The following is a 25257-nucleotide window of genomic DNA, read 5'->3' as shown; positions in this document are numbered from 1 at the left end:
CTTAATAGCTTTTTGTACCATTGGGTTTCAAATGCTTTACAGAAATCATCTACATGGCAAAACAAAGCATCTAAACTGAACATAGGGCAGGTTGCTGGATTTAACGCTATTTTCAGCTTACTACCTGTCCCTTTCCTTATCCCGAACTCAGGTTACCTAGTAAATAACCAGAGAATCAAGCTAGTTCCTAGTACACAAACAATTCCCGCTACCCCAGCTAGGGGTTTTTTGTTTTTACCAGTGAACCACTCCGAGACTTTTCCTGTGTAAGTGATTAGTTCTGCTGTGTCTATGGTAGCGATCGCCCATACCAATGCCGCGTGTAGTCCCCAAGCTATACCTAAGTTGCCACCATCTGCAACCCTTGCTAACACCAGCATCATTCCCATCAGCCACAATCCGAAAAGTTGCGGTATGGTTTCGCGTTGTTCCCAAACCAAGTGTAGAACCGCAAAAATTAAGCTAGAAATTGCTGCTGCTAGCCAAAATGGGTAATCGCGCTCTAATTCAGTCAAAAGGAACCCGCGAAAAACTAACTCTTCTATGCCCCCCACTAACAATGCTATTAATAAAATCGGTAAAAATATGGGTGGTATTAACTTGATATTCGATTTTTGCCAAATACACCAACCCAAAAGAAATTGACAGCTAAATATAATAGCTAAACTCAGCACTCCCAACCCAAAGCCGAATGCTAAAGAACCCAGCAGGGAAATATTCACTAATAAGCCGTAATCTGAAAAAGATTTATTAGTAAATCTCATAACTCCCCAGAGAACTAGGGGAGCTATTAGGTAAAGTGACACCATTAAGGGTAACTTTTGCTCTGGCTGCAAAGATTTAGTAGTTTGGAAATTAAGTGCGATCGCTGATACTACTGCTACTGGTAACCAGCACCCTAGCCAGCAAATAAAAAATGCCATCACAACAACTAGTACTGATGCATCTTTCATAAATGCCAGTAAGGAGTTGACTGATGGCTCAAAAAAATTTATCAAAATAAACAAAAAAAACACGATAGATTCCTTGAACAATAGATTTCTTGCTTTTTAATCAAGACTCTACTAAAGTTAGGGACTTTTGCAAGGGGTCTAATCGTATTTTTTACTGAAACAAAATTCTCAAGACATGGCTGACAGTTTGCTGTGAGGGTAGAGACAAGTTATTGGACTTCACCTTTAATTTATCCCTACCATCAGTAAATTTATTCTTCCTCTTCAAAGTCTTCGTCTGACTCATCAGAGTCTACATCTTCTAGAGTTGCTTTTTTATCAGTTTCACCGAGTTGAATCAGGTGAATATGCTTATATCCCAACCTAATTTCAAACTCATCTCCAGGTTTTAAGCCCATAGCTTTAGTGTAGGTAGCACCTATCACAATCTGACCGTTTTGATGGACGCTAACCCGATATGTCGGTTCACGACCACGACCATCTTTAGGTGCTTCTGGACTAAGAGGAATTCCTCTTGCCGATAGCAATGCATCATAAAAATCTGTGAGATTAACGCGAACCTGATTATTCTTAGTAACCGTGTAATAGCCGCACTGCTTGGCTCTTTCTCGGCGTGGTAAAGTGGAAAGTTCTTTTACTTTAGCTAGCAGTGCTTTTCCAGTTAATGGTGCGGTTGCGGTTTCAGTCATTACGCTCAATTTTTCCTTACTCTCTCCAAACTGATAAACAATGTCGTTTTATGCCAGTATTTGACTTTTTAGCATCTGCATAGAGCTACTGGTGACCCTAGGGTGAGGGGTGAATTCCTGCTTATATAAAACCAAAGTACCGCTATTATGGTTGCCCACAATAGATTGGAAGTCATGGTGTCACAGGTATTAATTTCGGTGATTTTACGCCACTTTTAACCATCATTCGCCATCGGAAATCAAATTATTTTCTCTTTTGGCGATACTGTAGCGGTGTAACTTTCAGCCACCTTTACATATTGGCAGGGTTCTACTACAAATAAGTTGTAGACCCTATATATTGCAGGCTTTCCACGTTCATCGCTTGCCTTTATTGCCCTTGAGTTGTAAGGTTTTCCTCACTCTTACTCTCAAGCTTAGGACAGCATAGTATTTGAATATGGTCTTTTGGACATACACCCTTTTGTCCTACCTGTAGAGACAAGAATTTTCATGTCTCAACATTACGAAGTAACAAAGCAGTAGTAGCCGCGCTTATACGGCTAATGATTTTGGTTTTGTGACTTCGTAATTTTATATTAAATACTAGCATGGACTAATAATAGCAAAATAGTTGTTAAATTTTGAATTTAAATTGCTGGTAAAGTTTTATCTAAATCTTCTAGCTTGAGGTGGTAAAAAGCAGTGAGGATTTTCCTCCCTCTTTATTACAGTAGTGAGTAGAGCAGCATGGCTTTTATAAAAATTAATCTAAATTTAGACGAGCAGTTTTGACGAGTGAGTTACATCCTTTGATTTGCTTGATTTAGACGAGACAAAAAGCTATGAGATTTCTCTGGTGGTTTATTGTCACCAGACAAAAAGCAGCTAGCTATTTTGTACTTCTGTCTGCGGGAAGAATATATTTACCCAAATCTAGCAAGTGCTTTATTGCCACTACTAGATGTTCGTTATCCGCTTTAACACTTCTATATAACCAAATAATTCCCACTTCGTGACAAATGAAGGGATTTTTTCAACCAGTGGCTTTAATCGGTTATTGGCATGAAGAAGTATTGAGAAGCGAAAGTAGATTGATTTGGGATATTTTAGCTATCAGGGGGATAAACAAAAGTCTTTCTCTAGACAAATCCCCTTTCCCTTGCACTTCCCAACAGGTAAATTAAATGTGAAGCTACAATTACTTTTTTTGCGGTCGGACTTAGAACTTAACACAAATCTTGCCTGCGGTGCTAATACAACTAAAATTTTAATGGTTATCCTTAAACTAGAATCAGTCGCTCTTGGATCGTCAGTCTCTTAACACTTCGCTTTGAATTAAGGGCAACAAGAGTACAGTTAACTTTTTGCAACTACCTGCCTTGACTCATGATTTCTAAGGCTGGTGAAACAATTTTAAAACTTTGGTTGGTAAGAATGGAAGTTGTTTTTAAAATTATTCGGCAGCAACAAAATTCCGCTCCTGTAGTGCAAACTTACCTTATAGAGGTGGAATCTGGCAATACAATCCTGGACTGTCTGAATCGGATTAAGTGGGAGCAAGATGGCACACTGGCGTTTCGCAAAAATTGTCGCAATACAATTTGTGGTAGCTGTGCTATGCGAATCAATGGACGTTCAGCTCTAGCTTGTAAGGAAAATGTTGGCAGTGAACTTGCTAGATTACAAAAGATTCCGACACCAGAAAATAAAGCAAATTCTATTCCAGAAATCACAGTGGCTCCTCTAGGCAATATGCCCGTGATTAAAGATTTAGTCGTAAATATGAGCAGTTTCTGGAATAATTTAGAGGCAGTAGCTCCTTATGTAAGTACCGCAGCGCGACAAATACCAGAAAGGGAGTTTTTGCAAACACCACAAGAGCGATCGCGCCTCGATCAAACTGGTAATTGCATCATGTGTGGCGCTTGCTACTCTGAATGCAATGCCCGTGAAGTCGATCCAAACTTTGTCGGCCCTCACGCCCTGGCCAAAGCCTACCGCATGGTTGCAGACTCGCGTGATAGTGAAACAGAAAATCGCCTAGCAAGCTACAACGAAGGTACGAAAGGAGTTTGGGGCTGTACCCGTTGTTTGTACTGCGACTCAGTTTGTCCCATGGATGTCGCACCACTAGAGCAAATTACGAAAATTAAACAAGAAATCCTTGCACACGAACAAGTCAGTGACACTCGCTCAATTCGTCACCGGAAAGTTTTAGTAGATTTAGTTAAAGAAGGTGGCTGGATTGATGAACGGCAATTTGGTTTACAAGTAGTTGGTAACTACTTTAAAGACCTCAAAGGATTACTGAGTATTGCACCCCTAGGATTGCGGATGTTATGTCGGGGCAAATTCCCCTTATCCTTTGAACCTTCCCAAGGGACACAACAAGTGCGATCGCTCATCGAATCTGTGCAACAAGAGGGACTGGGGACTGGGGACTAGGGACTGGGGATTGGGAAGGAATTTACTTCACCAAATTAGTTTTTCTTTCTAATACCTAATACCCAATCCCCGGTACCCAATCCCCAAGCCCTTCATCTAGGGTCTTGCGGTATATTCAACGGTTGTCCAGAACGGTTATAGACTAAAGTATCCCACTGCCCGTTGTTACTGGACTCAAATGCAATCGTACTACCATCGGCGCTAATGGCGGGGTTACGGACTTCTGCTTGCAGGTTATTAGTCAAACTCCGTGATTGGCGTGTTTCTCGGTCATAGAGAAAAATAGCCGATCGCCCCTGACGACTAGCAGCAAATACAATATAACGACCATCCTCGGAAACACTAGGATGAGAAGCGATCGTATCCAGGGAATTTAAACCCGGTAAATCAACTAAATTGCGAGTCAGCGTATCAAACATATAAACATCTTGGCTGCCCCGGCGATCGCTAGTAAAAACAATATATCTCCCAGAAATTTGAGGATTTAGTTCTGAAGCTAGACTATTGATACTCCGACCCCCCGGATCGAAGGGATAACTCACTAGGCGAGGATAGCCAAAACAGCCAGTCAATAACCCTAAGCATACAAATACAGGTATAAAAATAATGCGATTAGTCATTAGTCAGTAGTCAGTGGTCAGTTGTCAGTAGTAAAGAGTGCCGAGTCACCAAAGTTTGCCCGGAGGGAAACCACGCCAGTTCCTTTAACGGGGGGAACCCCCGCAACAGACTGGCTCCTCCTTGTAACTTCTCGCGGAGTGCTGAGTTAGGAGTGAAGAGTTATTTCTCTCCTGCTCCCCCTGCTTCCCCTGCTCCCTCATCTCCCTCATCTCCCTCATCTCGCCTGCCCCTCTGCCCCCTGCCTCCCCTGCCTAATTAGGAGGCGCATCTACAGTTGCACCATTGGGAATATCTAACTCTAAATTTGGCCCCCGGTCTAGTACTTCAATATCCCACTGACCACGGCTAGCTGTTTCAAAGACAACATAACGTCCATTTGGGCTGATACCAGGATTTCTCACCCAGCCGCGATAGGTGGGAGTGAGGATTTGTGACTGCTGGGTAGCGCGATCGTAAAGCGCCACCACTGGTCTACCTTGGTCGCTAGTTATATAAGCAATATAACGCCCGGTGTAACTCAAACTAGGACTTTCAGCAATTGTCTCTGGTCGATTTAAGCCTAGTGTGCGAACAAACCGTTGCTCTGTCAAATCGTAAACCAGCAATTGGTGACTACCATTACGATTGGAAATAAACGCTAAAAAGCGCCCATTTCCACTCAATGCAGGTTGCTCCTCAGTGTAGCGACTGTTGAGGGAAGTAGGCCCAATAGGAATATTGTCAGAACCACAAGATGCAAGCAAACTTGTAAAGCTAAAAACTAGGCTCCAATGAATCGGTCTTTGGAGCCAAAATCTAGGCGTAAGTTTTTTCACCTCATCTGTTTAGTATTTTTTATCGCCTCTAAGCTTACATCTAACTGATACCAAATTGGATAAGTAGTATTGCTTGGGAATTTTGGAACAGTTTTATGGTAAAGCCTTTTAATCCAAAATCCAAAATTTAAAATCCAAAATTGGTATGAGGTGCTTTAAACATCATCAAAATTAGTGGAATTGTCTGGTTCCCCTTCTGGTCTTTCAATGGGGTTGTAGGGTACATAGTCGGTTGGTATTGCCTCATCATCTTCGCGCTCTCTTCGAGCGGCTGAGTCAGCAGGTGAACGCCGTCTTTTAGGTCTGGAAGGAATATCCTCATCACGGCTTTCTGGGCGGATAGATCCATTACTACTACGACGAGAAGGTTTTCTCACCTCGCCGCTGGAACTTTCCCAATCATCAACTTCCTTGGTGGAGGAAGAACCCCAATCTTCTTCATACCTGTCAGAGGTACGACTGACTGGACGTGCAGAACTACGGCGACGACCTCTATCCCCTGATTCCTGTCTTTCATTGCTGTTGCGGCGTTCTGAACGACGGGGAGGTTGCTCCTCATAGTAGTCATCACGAGATGAGCGTTCTTCTCGGCTTCCTGGAATTCGGCGGCGCGCTGGGCGTTCATCCTCCTCATAAGGCAGTGGTTCTAAATCTGCATCCATCTCAGCCTGATATTTCCTGCGATCTGTGTAGCTATAGCGATCGCTCACCTCTCGGTCTGAGTCGACAATCGGAGTATTACGCTTGGCTTGTTGGGTAGCTATACCTCGCAGACGAATACTTTCAACCGCAAAAAACACAGTTGCACCAACTAAAAGTAGCTGACCAAATTGCAAAATCGGGTCTAATCGCCACCCTTGGAAAATGAGAATGAAGCCGCAGAGTAAGCCCACCGCTGCAAAAAAGATATCTTGATCTCTTGACAATTCTGGACGCACAGTGCGGAGAAAATACAGCGCTGCCCCAGCCACAGCCAGGAAAATTCCTAGAATACTGGCTGAGTTTGCCCCAAAATTGACCTGAGCCAGAACACTGACTGAGTTCAGCCCAAAATTTATCATTGTTCTTTTCCCAATATCAAATCTATGTTAGCGAGTCACAATTAAAATCACTACTCTAATCAGTCACAATATTATGTTGAAGCTTCAAAGCATCTGGCAAAGAGAGCTTCTAAAGCTGTTCGCCGAAAACTAAAAAAGTTTGTGTCTGTCAGCTCAGTATACCTCGTCCTCGCTGGGAAGATTTTTTGCGATCGCTGCAATGAGGTAGTTCGCTGACAGACAATTACTTGTAAGAGTCGAACTGACTCTTCAAGCATTATGAACGCTGGATTTTATCTTTTTGGCTAATGAAAATTAAACCAACTGTAGCAGGTACCACGACAATCAACGCACCCCAAAACAGACTCCAAAGAAAATTTGCTAAAGCAGGTGTCATAGTTCAATACCTTTTTTTACACACTTCATCATAATTCTAATATGGTGTATCACTTCCTCGATCGAGCTTTGGCCATGAGCTACCACACTTGGTAACTCTCTACACAAAACCTTGAGTTAACAGCTTCAGGCTAGCTTCTCTATCCAAGCGAGCTGATGACAGCTTGTGGTTATGGCAGTTTGCACTTGAATAAAAAACAACGCTCCGCAGCAAGGAGTATATATTCAATCATGCGGGGCGAAAGTAGTTTTGTATTAATCCCGATCGAGGATTGAAATAAAATATAGAGAGAGTGCTTTACACAACTGCAAATTTTCTGGCTTTCATCCAAGCGTTTTCTTTGTTCCTAGATGGTAGTTCAAACCGATGACTGGTGTTAACCTAACTGTTTGGATTCTCGGTCCTATTTTAGGACTGATGATTTTTTTGTTTATTTTCCGCATTATTCTTACTTGGTATCCGCAAGTAGACCTGAATCGTTTGCCCTTTAACTTAATAGCTTGGCCCACTGAACCCTTTTTAGTGCCGTTGCGAAAGCTAGTGCCACCCATAGGTGGAGTAGATATTACCCCGATTATTTGGGTCGGAATCTTTAGTCTGGTGCGAGAAATTCTCCTAGGTCAGCAAGGATTACTTACTATGCTGTCTAGAGTGAGTTAAGGATTGGGGATTGGGCATAGAGAATTAAAAATGTAAAATTAAAAATTTTTAATTGGTCTGTCCCCAGTCCCCAGTCCCTTAGATATTCATCTCCTGCACAAAATTGGTGTAGACATTACCTTGCAAAAACTGCGGACTTTCCATAATTTTTTGATGAAATCCAATTGTGGTAGGTAGCCCGGTGACGGCACACTCTCGCAACGCACGTTTCATCCTATTAATCGCAGTAGGGCGGTCTGGTCCCCAAACAATTAACTTGCCAATCAAGGAGTCGTAGTAGGGAGGAATTTGGTAATCGGTGTAAACGTGGGAATCAATTCGCACACCAGGACCACCAGGAGGTAGATAGCCACTGATACGTCCAGGCGCAGGGCGAAAGTCATGGTCGGGGTCTTCGGCATTGATGCGGCATTCAATAGCGTGACCCCGAAATACTACTTGGTCTTGGGTAAGTTTGAGTCTTTCCCCTTGAGCAATTCGGATTTGTTCAGCAACCAAGTCCAACCCAGTAATCATCTCTGTTACGGGATGCTCTACTTGAATCCGGGTGTTCATTTCCATAAAGTAGAATTTACCGGATTTATCGAGGAGAAATTCGATAGTACCTGCCCCAGTGTAGTTAATGAACTGAGCAGCTTTGACAGCAGCTTGTCCCATTTTTTCTCGCAGATCGAAATCTAGAGCAGGGCTAGGAGCTTCTTCTAGTAACTTTTGATTGCGGCGCTGAATGGAGCAATCTCGTTCGCCTAAATGGATAACGTTGCCATAGTTATCAGCCAAAACTTGAAATTCAATGTGGCGCGGACGTTCAATAAATTTTTCTATGTAAACGCCTGAATTGCCAAAAGCTGCTCCTGCTTCCCCTTGGGCAGCCAAGAAGAGTTTGACAAATTCGCTTTCATCGCGCACCAAACGCATACCTCGTCCACCACCACCAGCTGTGGCTTTAATCATCACTGGATAACCGATATCTTTGGCTAGTGTCAGTCCTTCTTGCTCGGATTCTACCAACCCATCACTACCTGGTACAGTCGGTACACCAGCTTTTTGCATGGTTTCTTTAGCAGTGGATTTATCCCCCATGAGCCTGATGGCTTCTGGAGTTGGACCAATAAAGGCAATGTGATGGTCGGCACAAATTTCTGCAAATCGAGCATTTTCTGCCAAAAAGCCATAACCTGGATGAATGGCGCTAGCATTACGTGTTAGTGCGGCAGCAATAATATTGGGAATATTCAAATAACTTTTACCGCTAGCAGGTTCGCCAATGCAAACTGCTTCATCGGCAAGTTGGACGTGGAGAGCATTACGGTCAACGGTGGAGTGAACCGCAACTGTCGCAATTCCCATTTCTTCACAGGCGCGAAGAATGCGAAGGGCGATTTCTCCCCGATTGGCAATTAATATTTTGTCAAACTTCATTTTCTAGCTTCGATATTAGTACCAGTAGATTGACATTGTCTCCGATCCCATTTGCAACAACGCTTTCGCTTTATCTCAAATTATGACAGGAGATTCTTAAATGTTGTCCTCCTTTACACCCCTAAACATTCACATCCATACACCCCTTGCCCAAACCATTGATTTTTTTTTAAGAGGGTAAGTCCTACCACAGTAGCTACACCTCTTTTAATATCACTTGTAGACCTACTACATTTCTGTCAGTCTGATATACATACTTCGGGAAATTTGTGAATAGTAAGACTTAAATTTTTGGTAAATTTTGGAAAATCAAATATTACCTTACTATATTTACTTTTTTGTGCTAATATTTTCTATTAGACAACTCATGCGGATGTGGCGGAATTGGTATACGCGCACGTTTGAGGGGCGTGTGGCTTTGCCTTGCGAGTTCGAGTCTCGCCATCCGCATTTTTTAGAGACGCGATTAATCGTGTCTGTGCAAGAGTTAGGATTTCTCACCATTTCCTAATCAGCCTATCTCCTTCTTCCAATAGGAAGCATGGTTTTTGTGCTTTTATAGAGATAGGTGAACTTTTGTAAAGAACATTGACTGCAACTTTTACTCCCAAAGAAAACTCAACACTGCCAGCAGCGTGGCATCGTCTGACTCCGATTTGGCAAGGTGGTGAGGAAGTAATTCAACAGAGTTTGCCTCACACTCATCTAGCACCGACTTGGCAAATGCTGCTTTTGGGTGACGGTTCGCCGACAAGGCACTTAGAGTTGCTTACAGGCGAGCCTACAGAAGTAGACGTGATTGACATGTCATTGATTGGCATGGACTCAGATGCTGCCCCCGACCTGATTCAAGCTGTACCAGGGCCGCGATTGCGACGACAGGTGTGGCTGCGTACCGCCTCTGGTCAGCGATTGGCTTATGCTACTTCCTGGTGGGAAGCTAGTCATGTAGATGAGTACTTGCAAAATCGTTCATTGCCAATTTGGGCGAGTTTAGCGCGTCTCCGCACCGAGTTGTATCGGGATGTGCGAGGAATTTACCACGGTTACTCAGCTGCGCTCCAGTCAGGTTTTGAAGTGCCTGGGCCTTTTTGGGGTCGTCACTATCTGTTTTGGCATCACGGACAGCCCTTAACTCTGATTTATGAAGTTTTCTCGCCTTATTTAACCAAATATTTAGGACCGATGCAGCTGAGTTCCACTAATGGAAAGGTTTAGTAGTGAGAACAGGGGAAGCAGTGTGTTGCGGAGCCAGTCTCATGGGCGGCTCTGCTTGAGAGAACTGGCGTGGAGATAAGGAGAAAATCCAGAAATCGAATTAGGTTTTAGATTTACCTAGATTATGGAAAAGAATTAAAATATTCCACAAAACTTAATATGTAACTGGTTGAGTGGGTTATTTTTAGATCTCAGATGCAAATATCGCCATATAAGCATTATTTAAGCCGAAAATCTTGATACATTGCAAATTATTTTGATTTTTGCTCGCTCTGAAAAAAATTGCGATCGCACATCCTAAAAATCACAACTGCTGTTTTACATACAAAAAATGTAGTGGCAGAAAGAGGATGATTAAATATAGTATGTAACTGTGAAAATTGCTTATCAATGCTCAAGTCTAGAAGTTCATGACTTGAAATTTGACAAATTAAATACAACAAATATAAGTTTTGTCAACAGAAGGCAATACAGGTTACTGACGACTTGCAGCTTTCTCAAGTTAGTTATATTCTCAGATTGCTTGAAGTGATGGATTCATCTGCCAGGGAATTACTGGCAAAGGAAGCCATGATAGAAAGTGACCTGCAAAATTTAATAAAGCATGTTAAAAAGGTTAACTAGCTATAAACGCAACGCTTTTGCATAAACAAATCCAGCAAATAATGAGTTTGCAAGTATGACGTAGAGGTGTCAATGGCACTGCCTGTTGTGTCTGTTCCCATGAAGAAAAAAAAGAAACCATCTCTGGTGTTGACGCTCTCGGTTGCTGGGTTATTGATTGGTGTGGGGAGTGCTGCATACTGGTTTTTAACCCAAGGACAAAGATTTTCCAGAGATTTGCCAGTAGGTGCAAATATTATTCCGCAAGACGCTCTATTTACGGTTTCTCTAACCACAGATCCCAAACAATGGCAGAAATTGCATGAGTTTGGGACAAAAGAAACCCAAGCAGAACTTAATAAAAATTTAGTACAGTTGCGCGATCGCTTTCTCACTAGTAATGGTTACGACTTCGAGAAAGACATTCAACCTTGGGTTGGCGAAGAAGTCACCCTAGCGATTTTAGCTCCAGAAACCAGTAAACCTACACTCAAACCAGTGGCAACCAATAAAGATGCTGCTGGTAGTCAGCAGTCAATGGTAATGGTGTTGCCTGTGAAGAACCCAGAAATGGCTAAAAGCATTTGGGCACAACCCAAACCTCTTAAACAAGGTAAATGGATTGACCGCACATATCAAGGATTCACCATCAAACAAACCGATAGACAAGCTGGAGAACATCTCTCTGCCACATTAATAGATCGGCGTTTCCTAGTCATCACCGATAATCCTAAAAACACAGAACGAGCAATTGATGCCTATAAAAGTAAAGCATCTCTAGCGACAACAGGAGGCTTTGCCGAAAATATGGCCAAAATCTCCAGTTATCAACCTTTTGCTCAGTTTTATGTCAATGTGCCAACGGCAGCCAAAATAGCTACTGCTTCTCCAAGCCGCCATTTGCCCGCTCAAGTTTTAGCTCAACTGCAAAATAACCAAGGTTTGGCAGGAACAATTACTCTAGAACCTGAAGGAATAAGCTTAAAGGGTGTTTCATGGCTGAACCCCAATAGTCAGCGTGTGTTGGCAGTAGATAACAAAGCAGGGAAAATGCAAAACCGCTTGCCAGCAGAAACATTGATGATGTTGTCTGGTGGAAATTTACAAAGGTTGTGGGGAGATTATGTTTTAACATCTCAGGGAAATCCTCTCTCACCCATAGCACCAGAACAGCTAAGAGGTGGCGTGAAATCTCTGACCAATCTCGATTTAGATCGGGATTTGCTTAGTTGGATGAAAGGTGAGTTTTCTGTCTCAGTGATTCCCAGTAGCCCAAAAGATGGTTCACCAGAGAATTTTCGGGCGGGTTTGGTGTTTATGGTACAGGCAAGCGATCGCAAATTAGCTGAAGCATCCATAGAAAAACTGGATGATGTGATGCAAAATCAATACCAGTTCCAAATCCAGTCGAGAACAGTAGCAGGTCAACCCATCATCAACTGGATTGCACCGTATGGTACTTTAACTGCAACCCACGGTTGGCTAGATGAAAATATCGCTTTTTTTATCCTAGGCGCTCCTGTTATGGATAAAATTTTTCCCAAACCCAATAACACACTAGCTAACACTCTTGCTTTTCAACAAACAGTTCCCACAGAACTCAACCCAAATAACGGCCAATTTTTCCTAGATGTGGAACGCACTACGAAAAATTTTCCCATACCACGTCTGTTCTCCAATCAAAAAACTTTACTAGCAGCAACACGTTCAATTGGGGTAACAGCTGCTGTCAGCGACAATCGCAGTAACCGTTACGACATTTTTTTTGCACTCAAAAAAGCTGGTAACTCAGCTATACCTAGTTCCAGCAACAATGCACCTACACCAACTGCTACCCCATCTCCGTGGAGAGGACGCGGGGAAAGATGAGAAAACTATTGTTGCCTGTTGTCTGTTCCCTTGCTCTCCTGACTACTGACTACTGACCATTGACTTTTCCATGTCCCGTTAGCCTCTAAGCAGATAGGATCAGAACAGTCAGAATCTATGTTTTAAAGAATCCACTGGGGAGAACGCTTTATGAATCTGGTTGGACTCCAGAATTGGCTGGACAATGCTTCCTTTGCCATTTTATTCCTAACCATGCTGCTTTATTGGGTGGGGGCTGCTTTTCCGACTTTGTCGGCAACTGCCGCGTTGGGAACAGCAGGAATGGCGATCGCTAATTTGTGCATAGCTACCCTTCTTGGGGCACGATGGATAGAAGCTGGTTATTTTCCCCTGAGTAATCTGTATGAATCTTTATTTTTCTTAACTTGGGGAATTACCACAATTCATTTAATTGCTGAAAATACCAGTGGTAGCCGCTTAGTAGGAGTTGTCACTGCTCCTGTGGCTATGGGTATCGCTGCTTTTGCCACCCTGACACTACCATCAGAAATGCAAGTGGCAGAACCTTTAGTGCCTGCATTGAAGTCGAATTGGCTGATGATGCACGTCAGTGTGATGATGTTGAGTTATGCTGCTTTAATGGTGGGTTCTTTGTTAGCGATCGCTTTTCTGGTCGTCACTCGCGGTCAAAACATTCAACTACAAGGCAGTTCTGTGGGTACGGGTGGCTATCGTAGCAATGGCTACCGCTTGCAAAAAGCTGGCGAGCTAATTTCTCAACCACAAACATCTCTTGGAGATAATAATGGCTTTGCTCGTCTTGAAAGTAATAAAAACGGCAACAGTAACACCGCTGTTTTGGGGGCAGTACTCACAACCCCAATCCAAAATCAACAATCCACAGTTCAAAATTCAGAACCACTTTCACCTCAGCGCCTGAGCCTAGCTGAAACTCTTGATAACATCAGCTATCGCATCATTGGATTGGGATTTCCCTTACTGACGATTGGGATTATTGCTGGTGCTGTTTGGGCTAACGAAGCTTGGGGTTCCTACTGGAGTTGGGATCCTAAAGAAACATGGGCGTTAATTACTTGGTTAGTTTTCGCTGCCTACCTACATACCCGCATTACTCGTGGTTGGCAAGGGCGTAGTCCGGCGATTTTAGCTGCCAGTGGCTTTGTCGTTGTCTGGGTTTGCTATCTTGGTGTGAATCTTTTGGGTAAAGGTTTGCATTCTTACGGTTGGTTTTTCTAAAAAACTTGAGGTAAATGAATGCACTGAGCGATCGCAAATATATTGTGAATCTTTAACATTAATTTAGCGATCGCCCGGAAGTGAAAAAACTTTTCAATCTACTCAACTCAGCTAAGTAGTATCAGGATTAACATCAAGTATTCGCAAATTTTATACTTAAAATTATAACTGTATAAAATACATGTCATTTTGCCTGCCATCTGATAACTTCCCTTTTCCAAATCCTGACCAACTACAGCAATGGCATCAGGGTATAAAAAACGCAAACCGCAATAATATTTTTTGTTGCTGTCGCGCTTGCGGTTATGAGTGGATGGATTCAAAATTTGATGTTACTTGTATTAAATGTAGTAGCAAAGATGTAGAAAGTATTTCATCTTGGCAATTTCCAGATGATTAAATTAGAGCATTCCTGCATATGAAACCAAATTGGTCGCAAGAAACTTATATTAAAGCTTATAAATTTGCAGCACAGGCACATCAAGGCCAAAAAATGCCAGGTTCAGAAATACCCTACATTATGCACTTGAGTTTTGTGAGCATGGAAGTAATTGCTGCCTTAAATGTAGAAGCAAAAAGTGATGGAGACTTAGCTCTTCAATGTAGTCTTTTACATGACACCATTGAAGATACTGATGTAACATTTGAGCAAGTAAAAACTAAATTTGGGGAATCAGTAGCTAATGGTGTACTTGCATTAACTAAAGATGAAAGTTTAGCAAAACATCTACAAATGGCAGATAGTTTAAGAAGGATAAAAGAGCAACCGCAAGAAATATGGATGGTGAAGTTAGCGGATAGAATTACCAATCTACAAGCACCACCATATTATTGGACTCAAGAAAAAATTATTCGATATCGAGAAGAAGGTATTCAGATTTACGAATATTTGCGTGATGCAAGTTCGTTTCTAGCTTCACGTTTGGCAAGTAAAATTGAGGATTACAAAGCATTTATTCAGTAAATATCTATTAATACATCATGCAATAAATTTATTACCATAAGTACTATTAATAGTTAAATGATTTTATATGGAAACTAAAAATTTTTCTAAGCACTGCAAAATCTGAGTATCAGCGATCGCTTGGGAGAATAGATTTATGATTGCTGCTGTTGCAACCAAGCGATTAAATCAGCTTCAGTGGAGAAATCTAGTAAGGCTTCCGCTAAATCCTCTAACTGAGTTAACGATAACCCACGTACTTGCTCTTGTAATTCAGGAGCGATCGCACCGATTCGCCGTGTTAATTGACGCTCGATTATTTTTAACTCTCTTTGTTGTATCCCTTCTTCCATCCAACTGGTGACGATTTGCATTACTACCTCCTGTTGAGTTGGTTCAAATTGAGCAATTTCAGCCTGGAAAATTTCTTGTTCTTGGGCATTTAGTCGCAGGTAGGTATCAAAAGAAGGTTGTGAGTAGTTCTTTAAATAGGCGATCGTGGTCTATCATTTCAAATTTATATCATCTTATTCATGAGCGTAGGCGCAGCCCGCCGCAGGCATCGCTGTTTTTAACGAACCGCCAAGGCGCAGAGAACGCAGAGGAAGAAGGGGAGCGATCGCTTGGCGAGTTTTGGAAAAAGCCTTGTATACCGCTGCTAGACTAAAAGCAACGATGAGACAATAGCAGATGGTTTCCAGCGTTGGAATTACTGACACCATTAAAAGCTTGAACGATTTACAGACTCGTTGTAATTTAACTCAAGCTGATAGCGATCGCTTTTTCTACGAGTGGATTGACGAATTACCCGAACTCAACCAACAAGAACAGGCGAGTATTACTCGAATTAAGCAGCGTTATGACTACCACCGCGTTGATAGTCTACTGTTAGAAGGTACGATTAATCTGTTAGTGGTTTCACCATTATTAGAGCTTGCAGGCTTTCTCGATCCACCATACAGAATTCGCTCACCCTATGGTGTTGGATTAGAACTTGAAAATCCTGATGAAACGATTCGCGGCTTTATTGACACACTAGTTGTGCAGGAAAGGTTGTGGATTTTGGTTGTGGAGTCGAAACGAAATAGCATTCCAGTACCAGCAGCATTACCGCAATTATTAGCTTACATGCTGACTAATCCTCACGATAAATCTGTGTTTGGAATGGCAACAAACGGCGATGAGTTTGTATTTCTCAAGCTCACTCTCATAGACACTCCACAGTATGATGTATCGCGGACATTTTCTTTATTTCCTCGAAGACATGAGTTAGCTGAAGTTTTGCGGATTTTGAAGCGATTGGGACAAGCTGTGTTGGAGTGAGGATTTCCCTATCTTTTTAACGAACCACAGAGACGCAGAGAACGCAGAGGAAGAAGGAGAGCGATCGCTTTTAATTTATAAAGTTAAATACAATATATGAAAAAATTATTTAATTTGATAAATATTTTCTACGCGACTCAGGTTTAATGAAGGTTTATTTCACTTTTGCTTAAGGATAATTACTGAGGTATTTTGACCTTACCTATTCCAAAATTGTTGATTGATGACAATAATATTTAGATTTAACGGTTCAGTAAAGCTTCTAGATAGATTTGTCACAAACTAACAACTACTTATCTAACTGGAAAGAGTCTTGAACACTTACACAGTAATTATGTTAGGGCCATCTCTTGAGAGTGATAATAAGAGTTGTACTCTAGATTCCCGAACTAATCCGCTACTAAAATTGTGTGATGTACTAAAATTGGGTTATGTACTAAAATTTGGTGATGAACTCCGGATCTGGTTAGATAGATCCAAATATTAAATTCGAGAAAACTAGCTCATTCATTAAAAAAACTTGCCTCAGAAGCATCACACCCCCAAAGCAAGCTAACTCTCTAAATTATTTCTTTACTTTGCGCCGTTTGCGCCTTTTGCGTTTCGTTTAAAGTTGCTTCACTTCCGAAACCAACTTCGACACCATATCTTTAGCGCTACCAAAGAGCATCGTAGTTTTATCTTTGTAGAACAATTCATTATCTACACCAGCAAAACCCGTACTCATGCCGCGCTTAATTACAATCGTTTGCTTTGCCCGATCTACTTCCAGAATCGGCATACCATAAATCGGGCTATTGGTATCGCTACGCGCCGCTGGATTTACCACATCATTAGCCCCAATTACTAAAGCCACATCCGCTTGCTCAAACTGGGGATTAATATCATCCATGTCATACAGCTGCGTATAAGCCACATTTGCCTCTGCCAGTAACACATTCATATGCCCCGGCATTCTCCCAGCAACAGGGTGAATGGCATACTTAACATCAACACCCATGCGTTCTAGCTGATCTGCCAACTCTCGCACGCTATGTTGCGCCTGTGCTACAGCCATACCATAACCAGGCACAATTACTACAGAACGGGCATAACCCAACATCATCGCGCCTTCTTCGGGATCGATGCTGCGGACGGTTTGATCGCCTGTACTACCTGCTGCACCACCACCACTAGCAGCCGCTGAACCAAAAGCGCTGAACAGCACGCTAAAGAGTGAGCGGTTCATAGCTTTACACATAATCTCGGTAAGGATAATACCAGAGGCTCCCACTAATGCCCCAGCGATGATCAACATATTGTTCATCACCACGAAACCAGCTGCGGATGCTGCTACACCTGATAAGGAGTTCAACAGCGAAATTACCACGGGCATATCGCCACCACCAATGGGGATGACGAACATTACACCCAGCACTAAGGAAACCGCAACCACTGCTAAGAATATGGGTAGGCTATCTGGTGTGACGATCAAGTAGGCACTACCCACTACATAAGCACCCAACAACAAGAGGTTAAATGGTTGCTGGAAAGGAAATGTAATCGGGGAACCGCTGATTAAACCTTGCAACTTTGCAAAAGCAAGAAAACTACCTGTGAAGGTAACACCACCGATTAACACATCCAACAGCATGGAAATGTTGACATCGAGGGGTATCGCTTGAGAGCTATCCAACAATCGCCAGAATTCAGCAACGGCAACTAGTGCGGAAGCTGCACCGCCCAAACCGTTAAGTAAACCCACCATCTGGGGCATTTCTGTCATTTGAACTTTGTAGGCTGCGATCGCACCAATTGCCGAACCAATCGCCAAGCCTAACAAAATCATTTCATAATTCAATACATGCTGATCGAGCATTGTCGCCACAATTGCCAACAGCATTCCTACGGCTGCAATGACATTACCGTTGCGCGCTGTAGCTGGCGATCCCAGCTTTTTCAAACCCAAAATGAATAAAGATGCAGCGACTAAGTACGTCAGCTGAATCCCAGTTGGTAGAAAGTCGCTCACGCCTTAATCTCCTTTTTCTTGAACATTTGCAACATTCTGTCGGTGACTAGAAAACCACCCACGACGTTGACTGTTGCCAGTACCACGGCAATCAAACCGAGAATCACCGAAACACTAGTCTCTCTAGCACCAGCAGCCACTATCGCCCCAAGTACCGCAATGCCAGAAATCGCATTTGAGCCTGACATTAAGGGTGTATGCAGAGTCGGTGGGACTTTGTTGATCACTTCAAAGCCGATAAAAGATGCCAAAACAAATACAAACAAAGCAGCAAGTAATGCCTCTGTCATGAAAAAACTCCTTATGATAATTGGCTAGTAGTAAGCGCTGAAGCGCTTACTACTAACCTATTGAGCCGCACCGACACCGCTTACTGCTTGTAGCGCATCCCGCACTCGTTGATTGCGAATTTCACCTGCATGGGTAATGCAAGCTGCATCAACGATGTCATCAGCAAAGTCCACTTGTAAAGCTTTGTCTTTTATTAGCAGTTGGACTAACGATGTCACGTTCTTGGAATACAGTTGGCTGGCGTGGACTGGCATCGATGACGGTAAATTGATAGGGCCAATAATTGTCACGCCGTTCCATACAATATCTTTGCCGGGTTCTGTACAGGCACAGTTACCACCTTGTTCGGCGGCCATATCCACAATTACCGAACCTGGTTTCATTTGTGCCACCATTTCTTCTGTGACTAGCAATGGTGCTTTTTTCCCAGGAACTAAGGCCGTAGTAATCACGACATCAGCATTTTTGACGTGTTCGGCGACGACTTCTTGGGTACGTTGTTTGCTAGCTTCGGAAATTTCTTTGGCGTAGCCCCCGGCGGCGGTTGTTTCTTCTTCGAGTTGGACTTCGACGAATTTTGCCCCTAAGCTTTGCACTTCTTCTTTGACAGCAGGACGGATATCAAAGGCTTCTACTACTGCTCCCAAGCGTCTGGCGGTGGCGATCGCTTGCAATCCTGCTACACCAGCACCCATGATAAATATTTTGGCGGGAGCGATCGTGCCTGCGGCAGTTGTCAGCATCGGGAAATATTTTGGTAACGCCGCAGCAGCAATCAAAACTGCCTTATAACCTGCTAGCGATGCTTGAGAGGATAAAGCATCCATACTTTGTGCCCTCGTGGTACGGGGGATCAATTCCATACTCAAGGCTGTGACTTTGCGATTAGCTAGTTGCTGCGCCACCACAGGATTTCCCAAAGGATTCAGGAAACTGATTAAGACAGCTCCTTCCCGCAGTAAGTCAACTTCTGAACGTCCATCTTCTCGCTCTTGCGGTGGGCTGACTTTCAATAAAATATCTGCTTCACCCCATAATTGAGCGGGATCGTCGATAATTTTAGCTCCTGCTGCTTCATAGGCAGAATCGCTAAAAAAAGATCGCTCTCCCGCACCGGTTTCTACCTGCACTTCTAAGCCTTGTTTTACTAATCGGGCAACGGTGTCAGGATTTAATGCCACACGACGCTCACAAACTTCTATTTCTTTAGCAACTGCTATTCTCATGAAATCTCCTAGAGATAAATACTTAATCTCTGCTAAATATGCAATTTCCCAATTAGGGAAGTCTCGAACTTAATAATTCAGGACAGAAACTTTCGGCGATTTTTTCCTAGTAGATTGAGCCTTGAATTCCTCTCCCACTCTTGGTTTTCCAGACAAAGCCTCGCTTTCCTGCTCGCAGACTCACGCTTGCTGATAGTTACAAATAGGTTTACATGCTATTGCAAATCCTATGTTGATTCCCAAATTTACATCCTGGTCTTCAGCTTGTTTTAGGGATTGAAAAATTTTGGTCTTCTTTTTATTACATAGTGCAATATTTACCAATTTTTTGAAGCTTGATAATTTTTCAATTAATTTTTGAGGATTCTCGCTTTGATTCAAGCTTATTTTAATCAATTTATCTCAAGTTCATTGGCGATCGCTATTGACATGGCTCAATTTTTATAACAAAAATCTTAAATTAAGATACACTTATACATATTTAGAAACACAATCAAAACCGTACTGTGTTTATATCTAGTTCAAATTTGACTCTTCGGGAGATAGAAATGGCTATTCTACAAAGGTCATGCAAACAATACAGTATGCGTTAAATCCACTACAGCGTATTTTTACTGATAAACAACCATCTAGAGTAAATGGCACTATTTGTTGACATCTAACGTCCAATGTCAGGAAGTCAGTAGTAAAGTTTAGTTACGAATACTGAATCTTAGTTATTTAAATAACAAAACCTAATTGTTGTGAGAGGAGTTTAACTATGCGACGTTTGCTTTCTGCTTTAGCTGTGACTAGCTGTTTGCTGGCTGGATTTCCAGCCATGACCTGGGGGCAAACCTTACCTGGACTCACACTGTTCAGCGGTGTCAAAAACGAAAATCAGCTACCCTTCCGGTTAGACTTTGGTGGACAAACTAATAGCTGGGATAGATACATCTTAAGAATTCCAGAGAAAAAGATGAAGTTGGCAGTTGCTCAGTTTGCTATTACCTATCCAAATTATTACAAAGGAACCTTTGACCCCAAAAAGGTAGAGGTGAGGGTTAAAGGTAAAAAAGTTCCCCTGTCTGAAGTGAAATGGAACAAAGAAAGTCGCGTATTAGAAATTTTTCCTCAAGAGCCGGTGCCAGCAGGTAATAAGGTAGAAGTAGTATTATCTAACGTGAAAAACCCAGCATTCGGCGGTACTTACTATTTTAACTGCCAAATTCTTTCTCCTGGGGATGTGCCACTGCTGCGTTACTTGGGAACCTGGATTATCAGCGTTAGTTAAGTTAGTTGTGAGGCAGTGCGTTGGGGAGACACTGCGTTGCGCGGGTTAAGAGCGTTGTAGACGCGCTTTGCGCGGTGAACCAGCGCGGTCTTGGGGAGCCACTGCGTTGGGCGGCTCTGCCGACTTGTACCGCTAAAGCGGAACCCGCAGGGTAGCAAGTGGCGTGGTTTCCCCCATGAGCGACTGGTGTTAGCGTAGCAGTAGCGACGTTAGGAGCGTCACCCGAAGCGCTTTCCGCAGGGTAGCAAGAGCAAGTGTCGTCGGGTTTCCCAACTTGTAAACGCTTCTGCTGCTTCCCGCAGGGTAGCAACTGCCGTTAGCGACGCAGGAGCGTTACCCGTAAGGGTCAGTTGTTAGTGACTACTAACCACTGACTATTGACTTTTTTACCGGAATCTTCATTTTATAAACGTAAAGTGATACAATAATAGATTGTGACTTTTTATAGAAATCGCCTAGCAGGAGAACGTTATGCAGAGAACCTTGGGCGGCACTTGCCGCAAGAGAAAAAGAACTTCTGGTTTTCGTGCCAGAATGCGGACACCAGATGGAAGAAACGTAATTCGGGCTAGGAGAAAAAGAGGACGTTATCGTCTAAGCGTTTAGGGTATCTCCAGCTAAAACGACTGTGGCTTTGCCCAAGGCGAATCGACTCAAATCTCGCAAAGATTTTCAGGCAGTTTTCCGGGAAGGAATTCGGCGACAGAGTTCTCATATCACCTTGAGAGCTTTACGACCATCGTGTTCAACAGAGCCATCTCTGGATGCTGCCACAAATAAACCTTTAACGAACTCAGGACAGCTTGCAAGCACACAAATTGGCATTTCGATTAGTACAAAAGTTAGCAAAAGAGCAGTAGTTCGCAACCGAATAAAACGTCAGATTACTGCTGTTTTACATAACTTTTTGCCGAAATTGTCCCCAGGCTGGCGGCTAGTGTTCGTTGTAAAACCAACAGCAGCAGAATCTAAGTGCGTAAGCCAACAATTTCTGCAAGAATTAGAGCAGTTGTTGGCACAAGCTGAGGTATTCCATGGGAATTCGTGAAGAAATTTATTATGAAGGCGGTCCTCACGTTGGGGACTTGATTCTAAACCTGTTAATCGGGCTAACCGTCGTCGGAATACCATTGACAGTAGGGGCAATCGTTAGGGCATTGTGGCTGCGTTACAGGATCACAGATCGCCGGATTTCTGTGATGGGAGGTTGGATGGGGCGCGATCGCACTGACGTGATTTACTCAGAAATTGTCAAAATTGTCAAAGTCCCGCGCGGTCTTGGTATTTGGGGAGATATGGTAATAACTCTGAGAAATGGTAGTCGTCTGGAAATGCGGGCTATTCCCAAATTTCGGGAAGTCTATGACTACATCAATGAAAAAGTCACTGCCAAAAATCCTCAATACAGTAGTGTAGCCAACAAGTGATAGTAAGTAGGGAGTAGGGGACAAATTAAAAATTCCTAACTCAGCGCTCATCACTTTGAAGTGCGGCTATCCGTAGCGTAGGATAGTCGCAGACTAAGTCATGATTTAGATAAATTAGATTCAGTTCAGTTTACAGTACCTCAGGTTGGATTCAGAATAATGGATTTTGGTATCGGGTTTCTCTCGAACAACGTAATGCTGCCAATCATAGACTTCTTCTATAGCATTGTGCCTAGCTATGGATTGGCGATCGTTGCCTTGACATTGATAATCCGCTTCGCGCTCTATCCCCTGAGTGCTGGTTCAATTCGCAGTATGCGGCGGATGCGAATTGTACAACCTCTGATGCAAAAGCGGATGGCAGAAATCAAGGAGCGTTATAAGGACGATCCGCAAAAGCAGCAAGAGGAAATGGTCAATGTTCAAAAAGAATTTGGCAACCCACTAGCAGGATGTTTGCCACTCCTATTGCAAATGCCAGTTCTGTTAGCGCTATTTGCAACATTGCGGGGTTCGCCTTTTGCTGGGGTTAACTACTCTGTTAACTTGCAAGTCTTCCCTTCTGAACAAATCGAACGAATTCAACCACAAGCCTTTGCGACTCCTCCCCAAAACATCTACATTGCTGATGGAGATCATGTTAAAGTAAGTGCCATTCTTCCTAGTGGCAACAAATTAACAGTAGGCGAACAAACCAAAATACAATATCAGACTCTTGAAGGCAAACCATTTCAGGTTCTCTTAGCAGAACACCCAGAAAATAAGTTGGTTCCTGAATGGAAAGTCATAAAAGGCGAAGATAGGATCAAAATTGATGCTGAGGGTAATATAGAAGCCCTACAACCGGGAGATGTCACAATTCAAGGCACAATCCCCGGACTGGCAGCAGACAAAGGATTTTTATTCATTGATGCTTTAGGTAGGGTTGGCGCAATAGATCCCGACAGCACAATCCACTGGGATATCGTCGCAATGATAGTCTTCTTTGGGATTAGCCTCTATGTTAGCCAAATGCTTTCCGGGCAAAATTCGAGTGGTGGCAACCCACAGCAGGAAACAGTCAACAAAATTACCCCAGTCATCTTTTCTGGGATGTTTTTGTTCTTTCCTCTACCAGCTGGGGTACTGATGTATATGGTGATTGGTAATATTTTCCAAACACTGCAAACCTACATTCTTTCCCGCGAACCCCTACCAGAGGAACTACAAAAAATAGTAGACTCCCAAGAGAAAGAAGTAGCGGCAGAACAAAAGTCATTACCTTTTGAGCCAAAAAGTTCTAAGAAAAAGACTACAGGTTGATAGATGAGCGACAATCCCATGCAGCGAGGTCAGCAGTGGTTAAAAACACTGCTGGAACTCACTGGAGTATCCACTGAGATTAAAAGCAAATTAGAAACTGCCCAATCTCAAGAAGGTGATTCCTCAGAACCAGATAATTACTGGTTGACAATTGATGAAAATAACTTGACACCAGAAGAAATTCAAGTTCTTATTGGTGCTGATGGTTCTGTGCTAGATGCGATTCAGTATCTAGCTAATTCAGTTTTAAATCTGAGCCAACCACACGAGGACCAAGCTTTTTATACCATTGAGTTGAATGGCTACCGCATCAAAAGACAAGCGGAAATTTGTTCATTAGCAGAAGCCGCAGCTGATGAGGTGCGTTCTACAGGTCAAGAAGTGGAAATCAAATCTCTCAGTTCAGCCGAACGCCGTCAAATCCACACATTCTTGAAGGAATTTAGAGATTTAGAAACCTTTAGTCGTGGTAAAGAACCACATCGTCATCTGGTGGTTCGTCCGGCTTTGGTGGAATGAGTTAAAAGATAGAAGTTAGGAGTTAAGTAGATGAATATAAGATATTTTGTCATTACGTACTCCTTTGGAGAACCCGAAGGGTACGAAGTGAAGCCATCGCAAAGACTGAGATTGCTTCACTTTACTGCGTTACGCTCGCAATGACATTTTATATTTAATTTCGCCCAGCTACTTAGGAGTTAATTGAAAGCTCGTAACCACATCATAATTTCAAAATTTCTATTGTTCCTAAGAGATAAACTAAAAATAAAGTATCAGCAAAATTGCTGATAACTAGCATAAATTTTCGTGAGGACATCTCACAAATCCTATGGACGCAATTTTTATTCCGCAGCTAACTAAAGCCCCGGAGCGGACAGAGGAATTTCAGGTGAAAGAGTTTCTGCCTGGTCTGGAAACGTTGACACCAGTTCGCGGTCGCGTCCGCGTCCAGCATCAAGGCAATTACCTGGAAGTGTCCGGTCAGGCAGAGGCAATTATTACTTGTACCTGCAACCGCTGTTTGCAACAGTACAATCATCGTTTGATGGTTGATACTAAGGAAATCATCTGGTTAGACGAAACTGTTAATCAAGCACAGGACTTGCCTTTAGAAAGGGAAGTGGCGATGGAAGATTTGGTAGAAACTCTACCACCCGATGGTTACTTTTACCCCAGCGAATGGCTGTATGAGCAGATGTGCTTGGAATTTCCTCAGCGTCAACTATGTGACCTCAATTGCCCAGGTATTCTAAGTTCTGCTGCTGATAGTTCAGAAAAGCCTGTTGATAACCGCTGGGCTTCTTTGGAAGCTTTAAAAAAGCAACTTCCAGGATAATGGGAATAGGATACGTTACGGCGCACATGCTCTAATTACTTTAAGAAAATGTTTGAAAAGTCTAAATTGTTACTCAACTAAGCGACTAGAAGTCGCGCGCCACTTGCTACCCTGCGGGTTCCGCTTTAGCGGTACAAGTCGGGAAACCCGCCCAACGCAGTGGCTTGGCTACACAGACAAAACACGCTTGCGC

27 protein-coding genes and 1 tRNA gene are annotated in these 25257 nt (G+C 42.9%); 15 read left to right on the top strand and 13 right to left on the bottom strand.

Annotated elements, in window-relative coordinates:
- Nucleotides 1-152 precede the first annotated feature (152 nt).
- The gene (locus RMY31_RS24880; RefSeq protein ID WP_409878339.1) at nucleotides 153-1016 is read right to left on the bottom strand and encodes a CPBP family intramembrane glutamic endopeptidase; all 864 of its coding nucleotides are present in this window, start codon (nucleotides 1014-1016) and stop codon (nucleotides 153-155) included.
- A 188-nt stretch (nucleotides 1017-1204) separates the two neighbouring features.
- Nucleotides 1205-1642, bottom strand: a complete 438-nt coding sequence (locus tag RMY31_RS24875) for an AbrB family transcriptional regulator (protein WP_322661932.1) — start codon at nucleotides 1640-1642, stop codon at nucleotides 1205-1207.
- Nucleotides 1643-3058: 1416 nt separating this feature from the next.
- Here RMY31_RS24875 and RMY31_RS24870 point away from each other — a divergent pair.
- Entirely contained in the window at nucleotides 3059-4069 is a 1011-nt protein-coding gene (locus RMY31_RS24870; RefSeq protein ID WP_409878346.1) for a succinate dehydrogenase/fumarate reductase iron-sulfur subunit, read from the top strand.
- Between the two features lie 92 nt (nucleotides 4070-4161).
- On the opposite strand, the gene RMY31_RS24865 is transcribed toward RMY31_RS24870, so the two are convergent.
- The 4 genes from RMY31_RS24865 to psbX all read right to left on the bottom strand — a co-directional run bounded on the left by RMY31_RS24865 (nucleotide 4162) and on the right by psbX (nucleotide 6942).
- Nucleotides 4162-4689 carry a TolB family protein gene (locus RMY31_RS24865; protein WP_322661928.1) on the bottom strand — a complete coding sequence of 176 codons (528 nt, stop codon included), beginning with the start codon at nucleotides 4687-4689 and terminating at the stop codon, nucleotides 4162-4164.
- Between the two features lie 252 nt (nucleotides 4690-4941).
- Complete coding sequence (locus RMY31_RS24860) at nucleotides 4942-5505, bottom strand: hypothetical protein (RefSeq protein WP_322661926.1); 564 nt, start codon at nucleotides 5503-5505, stop codon at nucleotides 4942-4944.
- A 155-nt stretch (nucleotides 5506-5660) separates the two neighbouring features.
- Entirely contained in the window at nucleotides 5661-6566 is a 906-nt protein-coding gene (locus RMY31_RS24855; RefSeq protein WP_322661924.1) for a Ycf66 family protein, read from the bottom strand.
- A gap of 256 nt (nucleotides 6567-6822) precedes the next feature.
- Nucleotides 6823-6942 (bottom strand): photosystem II reaction center X protein, encoded by a 120-nt coding sequence (gene psbX, locus RMY31_RS24850; protein WP_206265968.1) that lies wholly within the window; start codon nucleotides 6940-6942, stop codon nucleotides 6823-6825.
- Nucleotides 6943-7308: 366 nt separating this feature from the next.
- On the opposite strand from psbX, the gene RMY31_RS24845 reads away from it, so the two are divergent.
- A complete protein-coding gene (locus tag RMY31_RS24845) occupies nucleotides 7309-7602 on the top strand; it encodes a YggT family protein (RefSeq protein ID WP_322661922.1) in 294 nt (97 codons plus the stop codon).
- 78 nt (nucleotides 7603-7680) lie between these two features.
- Here the strand turns inward: RMY31_RS24845 and accC are convergent, their stop codons facing one another.
- Nucleotides 7681-9024 carry an acetyl-CoA carboxylase biotin carboxylase subunit gene (gene accC, locus RMY31_RS24840; protein ID WP_409878335.1) on the bottom strand — a complete coding sequence of 448 codons (1344 nt, stop codon included), beginning with the start codon at nucleotides 9022-9024 and terminating at the stop codon, nucleotides 7681-7683.
- Between the two features lie 369 nt (nucleotides 9025-9393).
- On the opposite strand from accC, the gene RMY31_RS24835 reads away from it, so the two are divergent.
- The 5 genes from RMY31_RS24835 to RMY31_RS24815 all read left to right on the top strand — a co-directional run bounded on the left by RMY31_RS24835 (nucleotide 9394) and on the right by RMY31_RS24815 (nucleotide 14896).
- Nucleotides 9394-9474 (top strand) — tRNA-Leu (locus tag RMY31_RS24835).
- 138 nt (nucleotides 9475-9612) lie between these two features.
- Nucleotides 9613-10242: a chorismate lyase gene (locus tag RMY31_RS24830; RefSeq protein WP_322661918.1), complete on the top strand. Its 630-nt coding sequence runs from the start codon at nucleotides 9613-9615 to the stop codon at nucleotides 10240-10242.
- Nucleotides 10243-10938: 696 nt separating this feature from the next.
- Nucleotides 10939-12714, top strand: coding sequence for a DUF3352 domain-containing protein (locus RMY31_RS24825; protein WP_322661916.1), 1776 nt, complete (start codon nucleotides 10939-10941; stop codon nucleotides 12712-12714).
- Nucleotides 12715-12864: 150 nt separating this feature from the next.
- The gene (gene ccsB / locus RMY31_RS24820) at nucleotides 12865-13932 is read left to right on the top strand and encodes a c-type cytochrome biogenesis protein CcsB (RefSeq protein ID WP_322661914.1); all 1068 of its coding nucleotides are present in this window, start codon (nucleotides 12865-12867) and stop codon (nucleotides 13930-13932) included.
- A gap of 418 nt (nucleotides 13933-14350) precedes the next feature.
- Complete coding sequence (locus RMY31_RS24815; RefSeq protein ID WP_322661912.1) at nucleotides 14351-14896, top strand: HD domain-containing protein; 546 nt, start codon at nucleotides 14351-14353, stop codon at nucleotides 14894-14896.
- 134 nt (nucleotides 14897-15030) lie between these two features.
- On the opposite strand, the gene RMY31_RS24810 is transcribed toward RMY31_RS24815, so the two are convergent.
- Both RMY31_RS24810 and RMY31_RS24805 read right to left on the bottom strand, forming a co-directional pair.
- On the bottom strand, nucleotides 15031-15249 hold the full coding sequence (locus RMY31_RS24810; RefSeq protein ID WP_322661910.1) for a DUF4351 domain-containing protein: 219 nt from the start codon (nucleotides 15247-15249) through the stop codon (nucleotides 15031-15033).
- 153 nt (nucleotides 15250-15402) lie between these two features.
- Entirely contained in the window at nucleotides 15403-15597 is a 195-nt protein-coding gene (locus tag RMY31_RS24805; protein ID WP_409878348.1) for a hypothetical protein, read from the bottom strand.
- Between RMY31_RS24805 and RMY31_RS24800 the strand changes: the two genes are divergently transcribed.
- Nucleotides 15566-16198: a type I restriction endonuclease subunit R gene (locus RMY31_RS24800; protein ID WP_322661907.1), complete on the top strand. Its 633-nt coding sequence runs from the start codon at nucleotides 15566-15568 to the stop codon at nucleotides 16196-16198. The two genes, RMY31_RS24805 and RMY31_RS24800, sit on opposite strands and share 32 nt — an antisense overlap.
- 607 nt (nucleotides 16199-16805) lie before the next feature.
- On the opposite strand, the gene RMY31_RS24795 is transcribed toward RMY31_RS24800, so the two are convergent.
- From RMY31_RS24795 to RMY31_RS24785, 3 genes are read right to left on the bottom strand one after another with little or no spacing between them, the layout of a single operon-like run.
- The gene (locus RMY31_RS24795) at nucleotides 16806-18209 is read right to left on the bottom strand and encodes an NAD(P)(+) transhydrogenase (Re/Si-specific) subunit beta (RefSeq protein WP_322661906.1); all 1404 of its coding nucleotides are present in this window, start codon (nucleotides 18207-18209) and stop codon (nucleotides 16806-16808) included.
- On the bottom strand, nucleotides 18206-18499 hold the full coding sequence (locus tag RMY31_RS24790) for an NAD(P) transhydrogenase subunit alpha (RefSeq protein ID WP_096558236.1): 294 nt from the start codon (nucleotides 18497-18499) through the stop codon (nucleotides 18206-18208). Before RMY31_RS24790 ends, RMY31_RS24795 begins: the two co-directional genes overlap by 4 nt.
- A gap of 57 nt (nucleotides 18500-18556) precedes the next feature.
- Nucleotides 18557-19726: a Re/Si-specific NAD(P)(+) transhydrogenase subunit alpha gene (locus RMY31_RS24785; RefSeq protein ID WP_322661903.1), complete on the bottom strand. Its 1170-nt coding sequence runs from the start codon at nucleotides 19724-19726 to the stop codon at nucleotides 18557-18559.
- Nucleotides 19727-20486: 760 nt separating this feature from the next.
- Between RMY31_RS24785 and RMY31_RS24780 the strand changes: the two genes are divergently transcribed.
- Nucleotides 20487-20999 (top strand): DUF2808 domain-containing protein, encoded by a 513-nt coding sequence (locus tag RMY31_RS24780; protein ID WP_322661901.1) that lies wholly within the window; start codon nucleotides 20487-20489, stop codon nucleotides 20997-20999.
- A gap of 1 nt (nucleotide 21000) precedes the next feature.
- Here RMY31_RS24780 and RMY31_RS24775 read toward each other — a convergent pair whose 3' ends face one another.
- Nucleotides 21001-21309: a hypothetical protein gene (locus RMY31_RS24775; protein WP_322661899.1), complete on the bottom strand. Its 309-nt coding sequence runs from the start codon at nucleotides 21307-21309 to the stop codon at nucleotides 21001-21003.
- 161 nt (nucleotides 21310-21470) lie between these two features.
- Here RMY31_RS24775 and rpmH point away from each other — a divergent pair, with 161 nt between their 5' ends.
- From rpmH to RMY31_RS24745, 6 genes are all read left to right on the top strand, one after another.
- Nucleotides 21471-21605 (top strand): 50S ribosomal protein L34, encoded by a 135-nt coding sequence (gene rpmH / locus RMY31_RS24770; protein ID WP_096558233.1) that lies wholly within the window; start codon nucleotides 21471-21473, stop codon nucleotides 21603-21605.
- A 22-nt stretch (nucleotides 21606-21627) separates the two neighbouring features.
- The gene (rnpA, locus tag RMY31_RS24765; RefSeq protein WP_322661893.1) at nucleotides 21628-22047 is read left to right on the top strand and encodes a ribonuclease P protein component; all 420 of its coding nucleotides are present in this window, start codon (nucleotides 21628-21630) and stop codon (nucleotides 22045-22047) included.
- Nucleotides 22034-22426 carry a PH domain-containing protein gene (locus RMY31_RS24760; protein ID WP_322661891.1) on the top strand — a complete coding sequence of 131 codons (393 nt, stop codon included), beginning with the start codon at nucleotides 22034-22036 and terminating at the stop codon, nucleotides 22424-22426. The genes rnpA and RMY31_RS24760 overlap by 14 nt, the downstream gene beginning before the upstream one ends.
- Nucleotides 22427-22585: 159 nt before the next feature.
- A complete protein-coding gene (gene yidC, locus RMY31_RS24755) occupies nucleotides 22586-23728 on the top strand; it encodes a membrane protein insertase YidC (RefSeq protein ID WP_322661889.1) in 1143 nt (380 codons plus the stop codon).
- A gap of 3 nt (nucleotides 23729-23731) precedes the next feature.
- Nucleotides 23732-24247, top strand: a complete 516-nt coding sequence (locus RMY31_RS24750; RefSeq protein WP_322661886.1) for a protein jag — start codon at nucleotides 23732-23734, stop codon at nucleotides 24245-24247.
- 310 nt (nucleotides 24248-24557) lie between these two features.
- Nucleotides 24558-25064 carry a DUF177 domain-containing protein gene (locus RMY31_RS24745; RefSeq protein ID WP_322661884.1) on the top strand — a complete coding sequence of 169 codons (507 nt, stop codon included), beginning with the start codon at nucleotides 24558-24560 and terminating at the stop codon, nucleotides 25062-25064.
- The last annotated feature ends 193 nt before the right edge of the window (nucleotides 25065-25257 follow it).

It is taken from the genome of Dendronalium sp. ChiSLP03b (assembly GCF_034531165.2).
Taxonomy (GTDB): domain Bacteria; phylum Cyanobacteriota; class Cyanobacteriia; order Cyanobacteriales; family Nostocaceae; genus Dendronalium; species Dendronalium minutum.
Note: the sequence above shows the minus strand (reverse complement) of the source record. Positions and strands in the feature narration are given on the sequence as shown.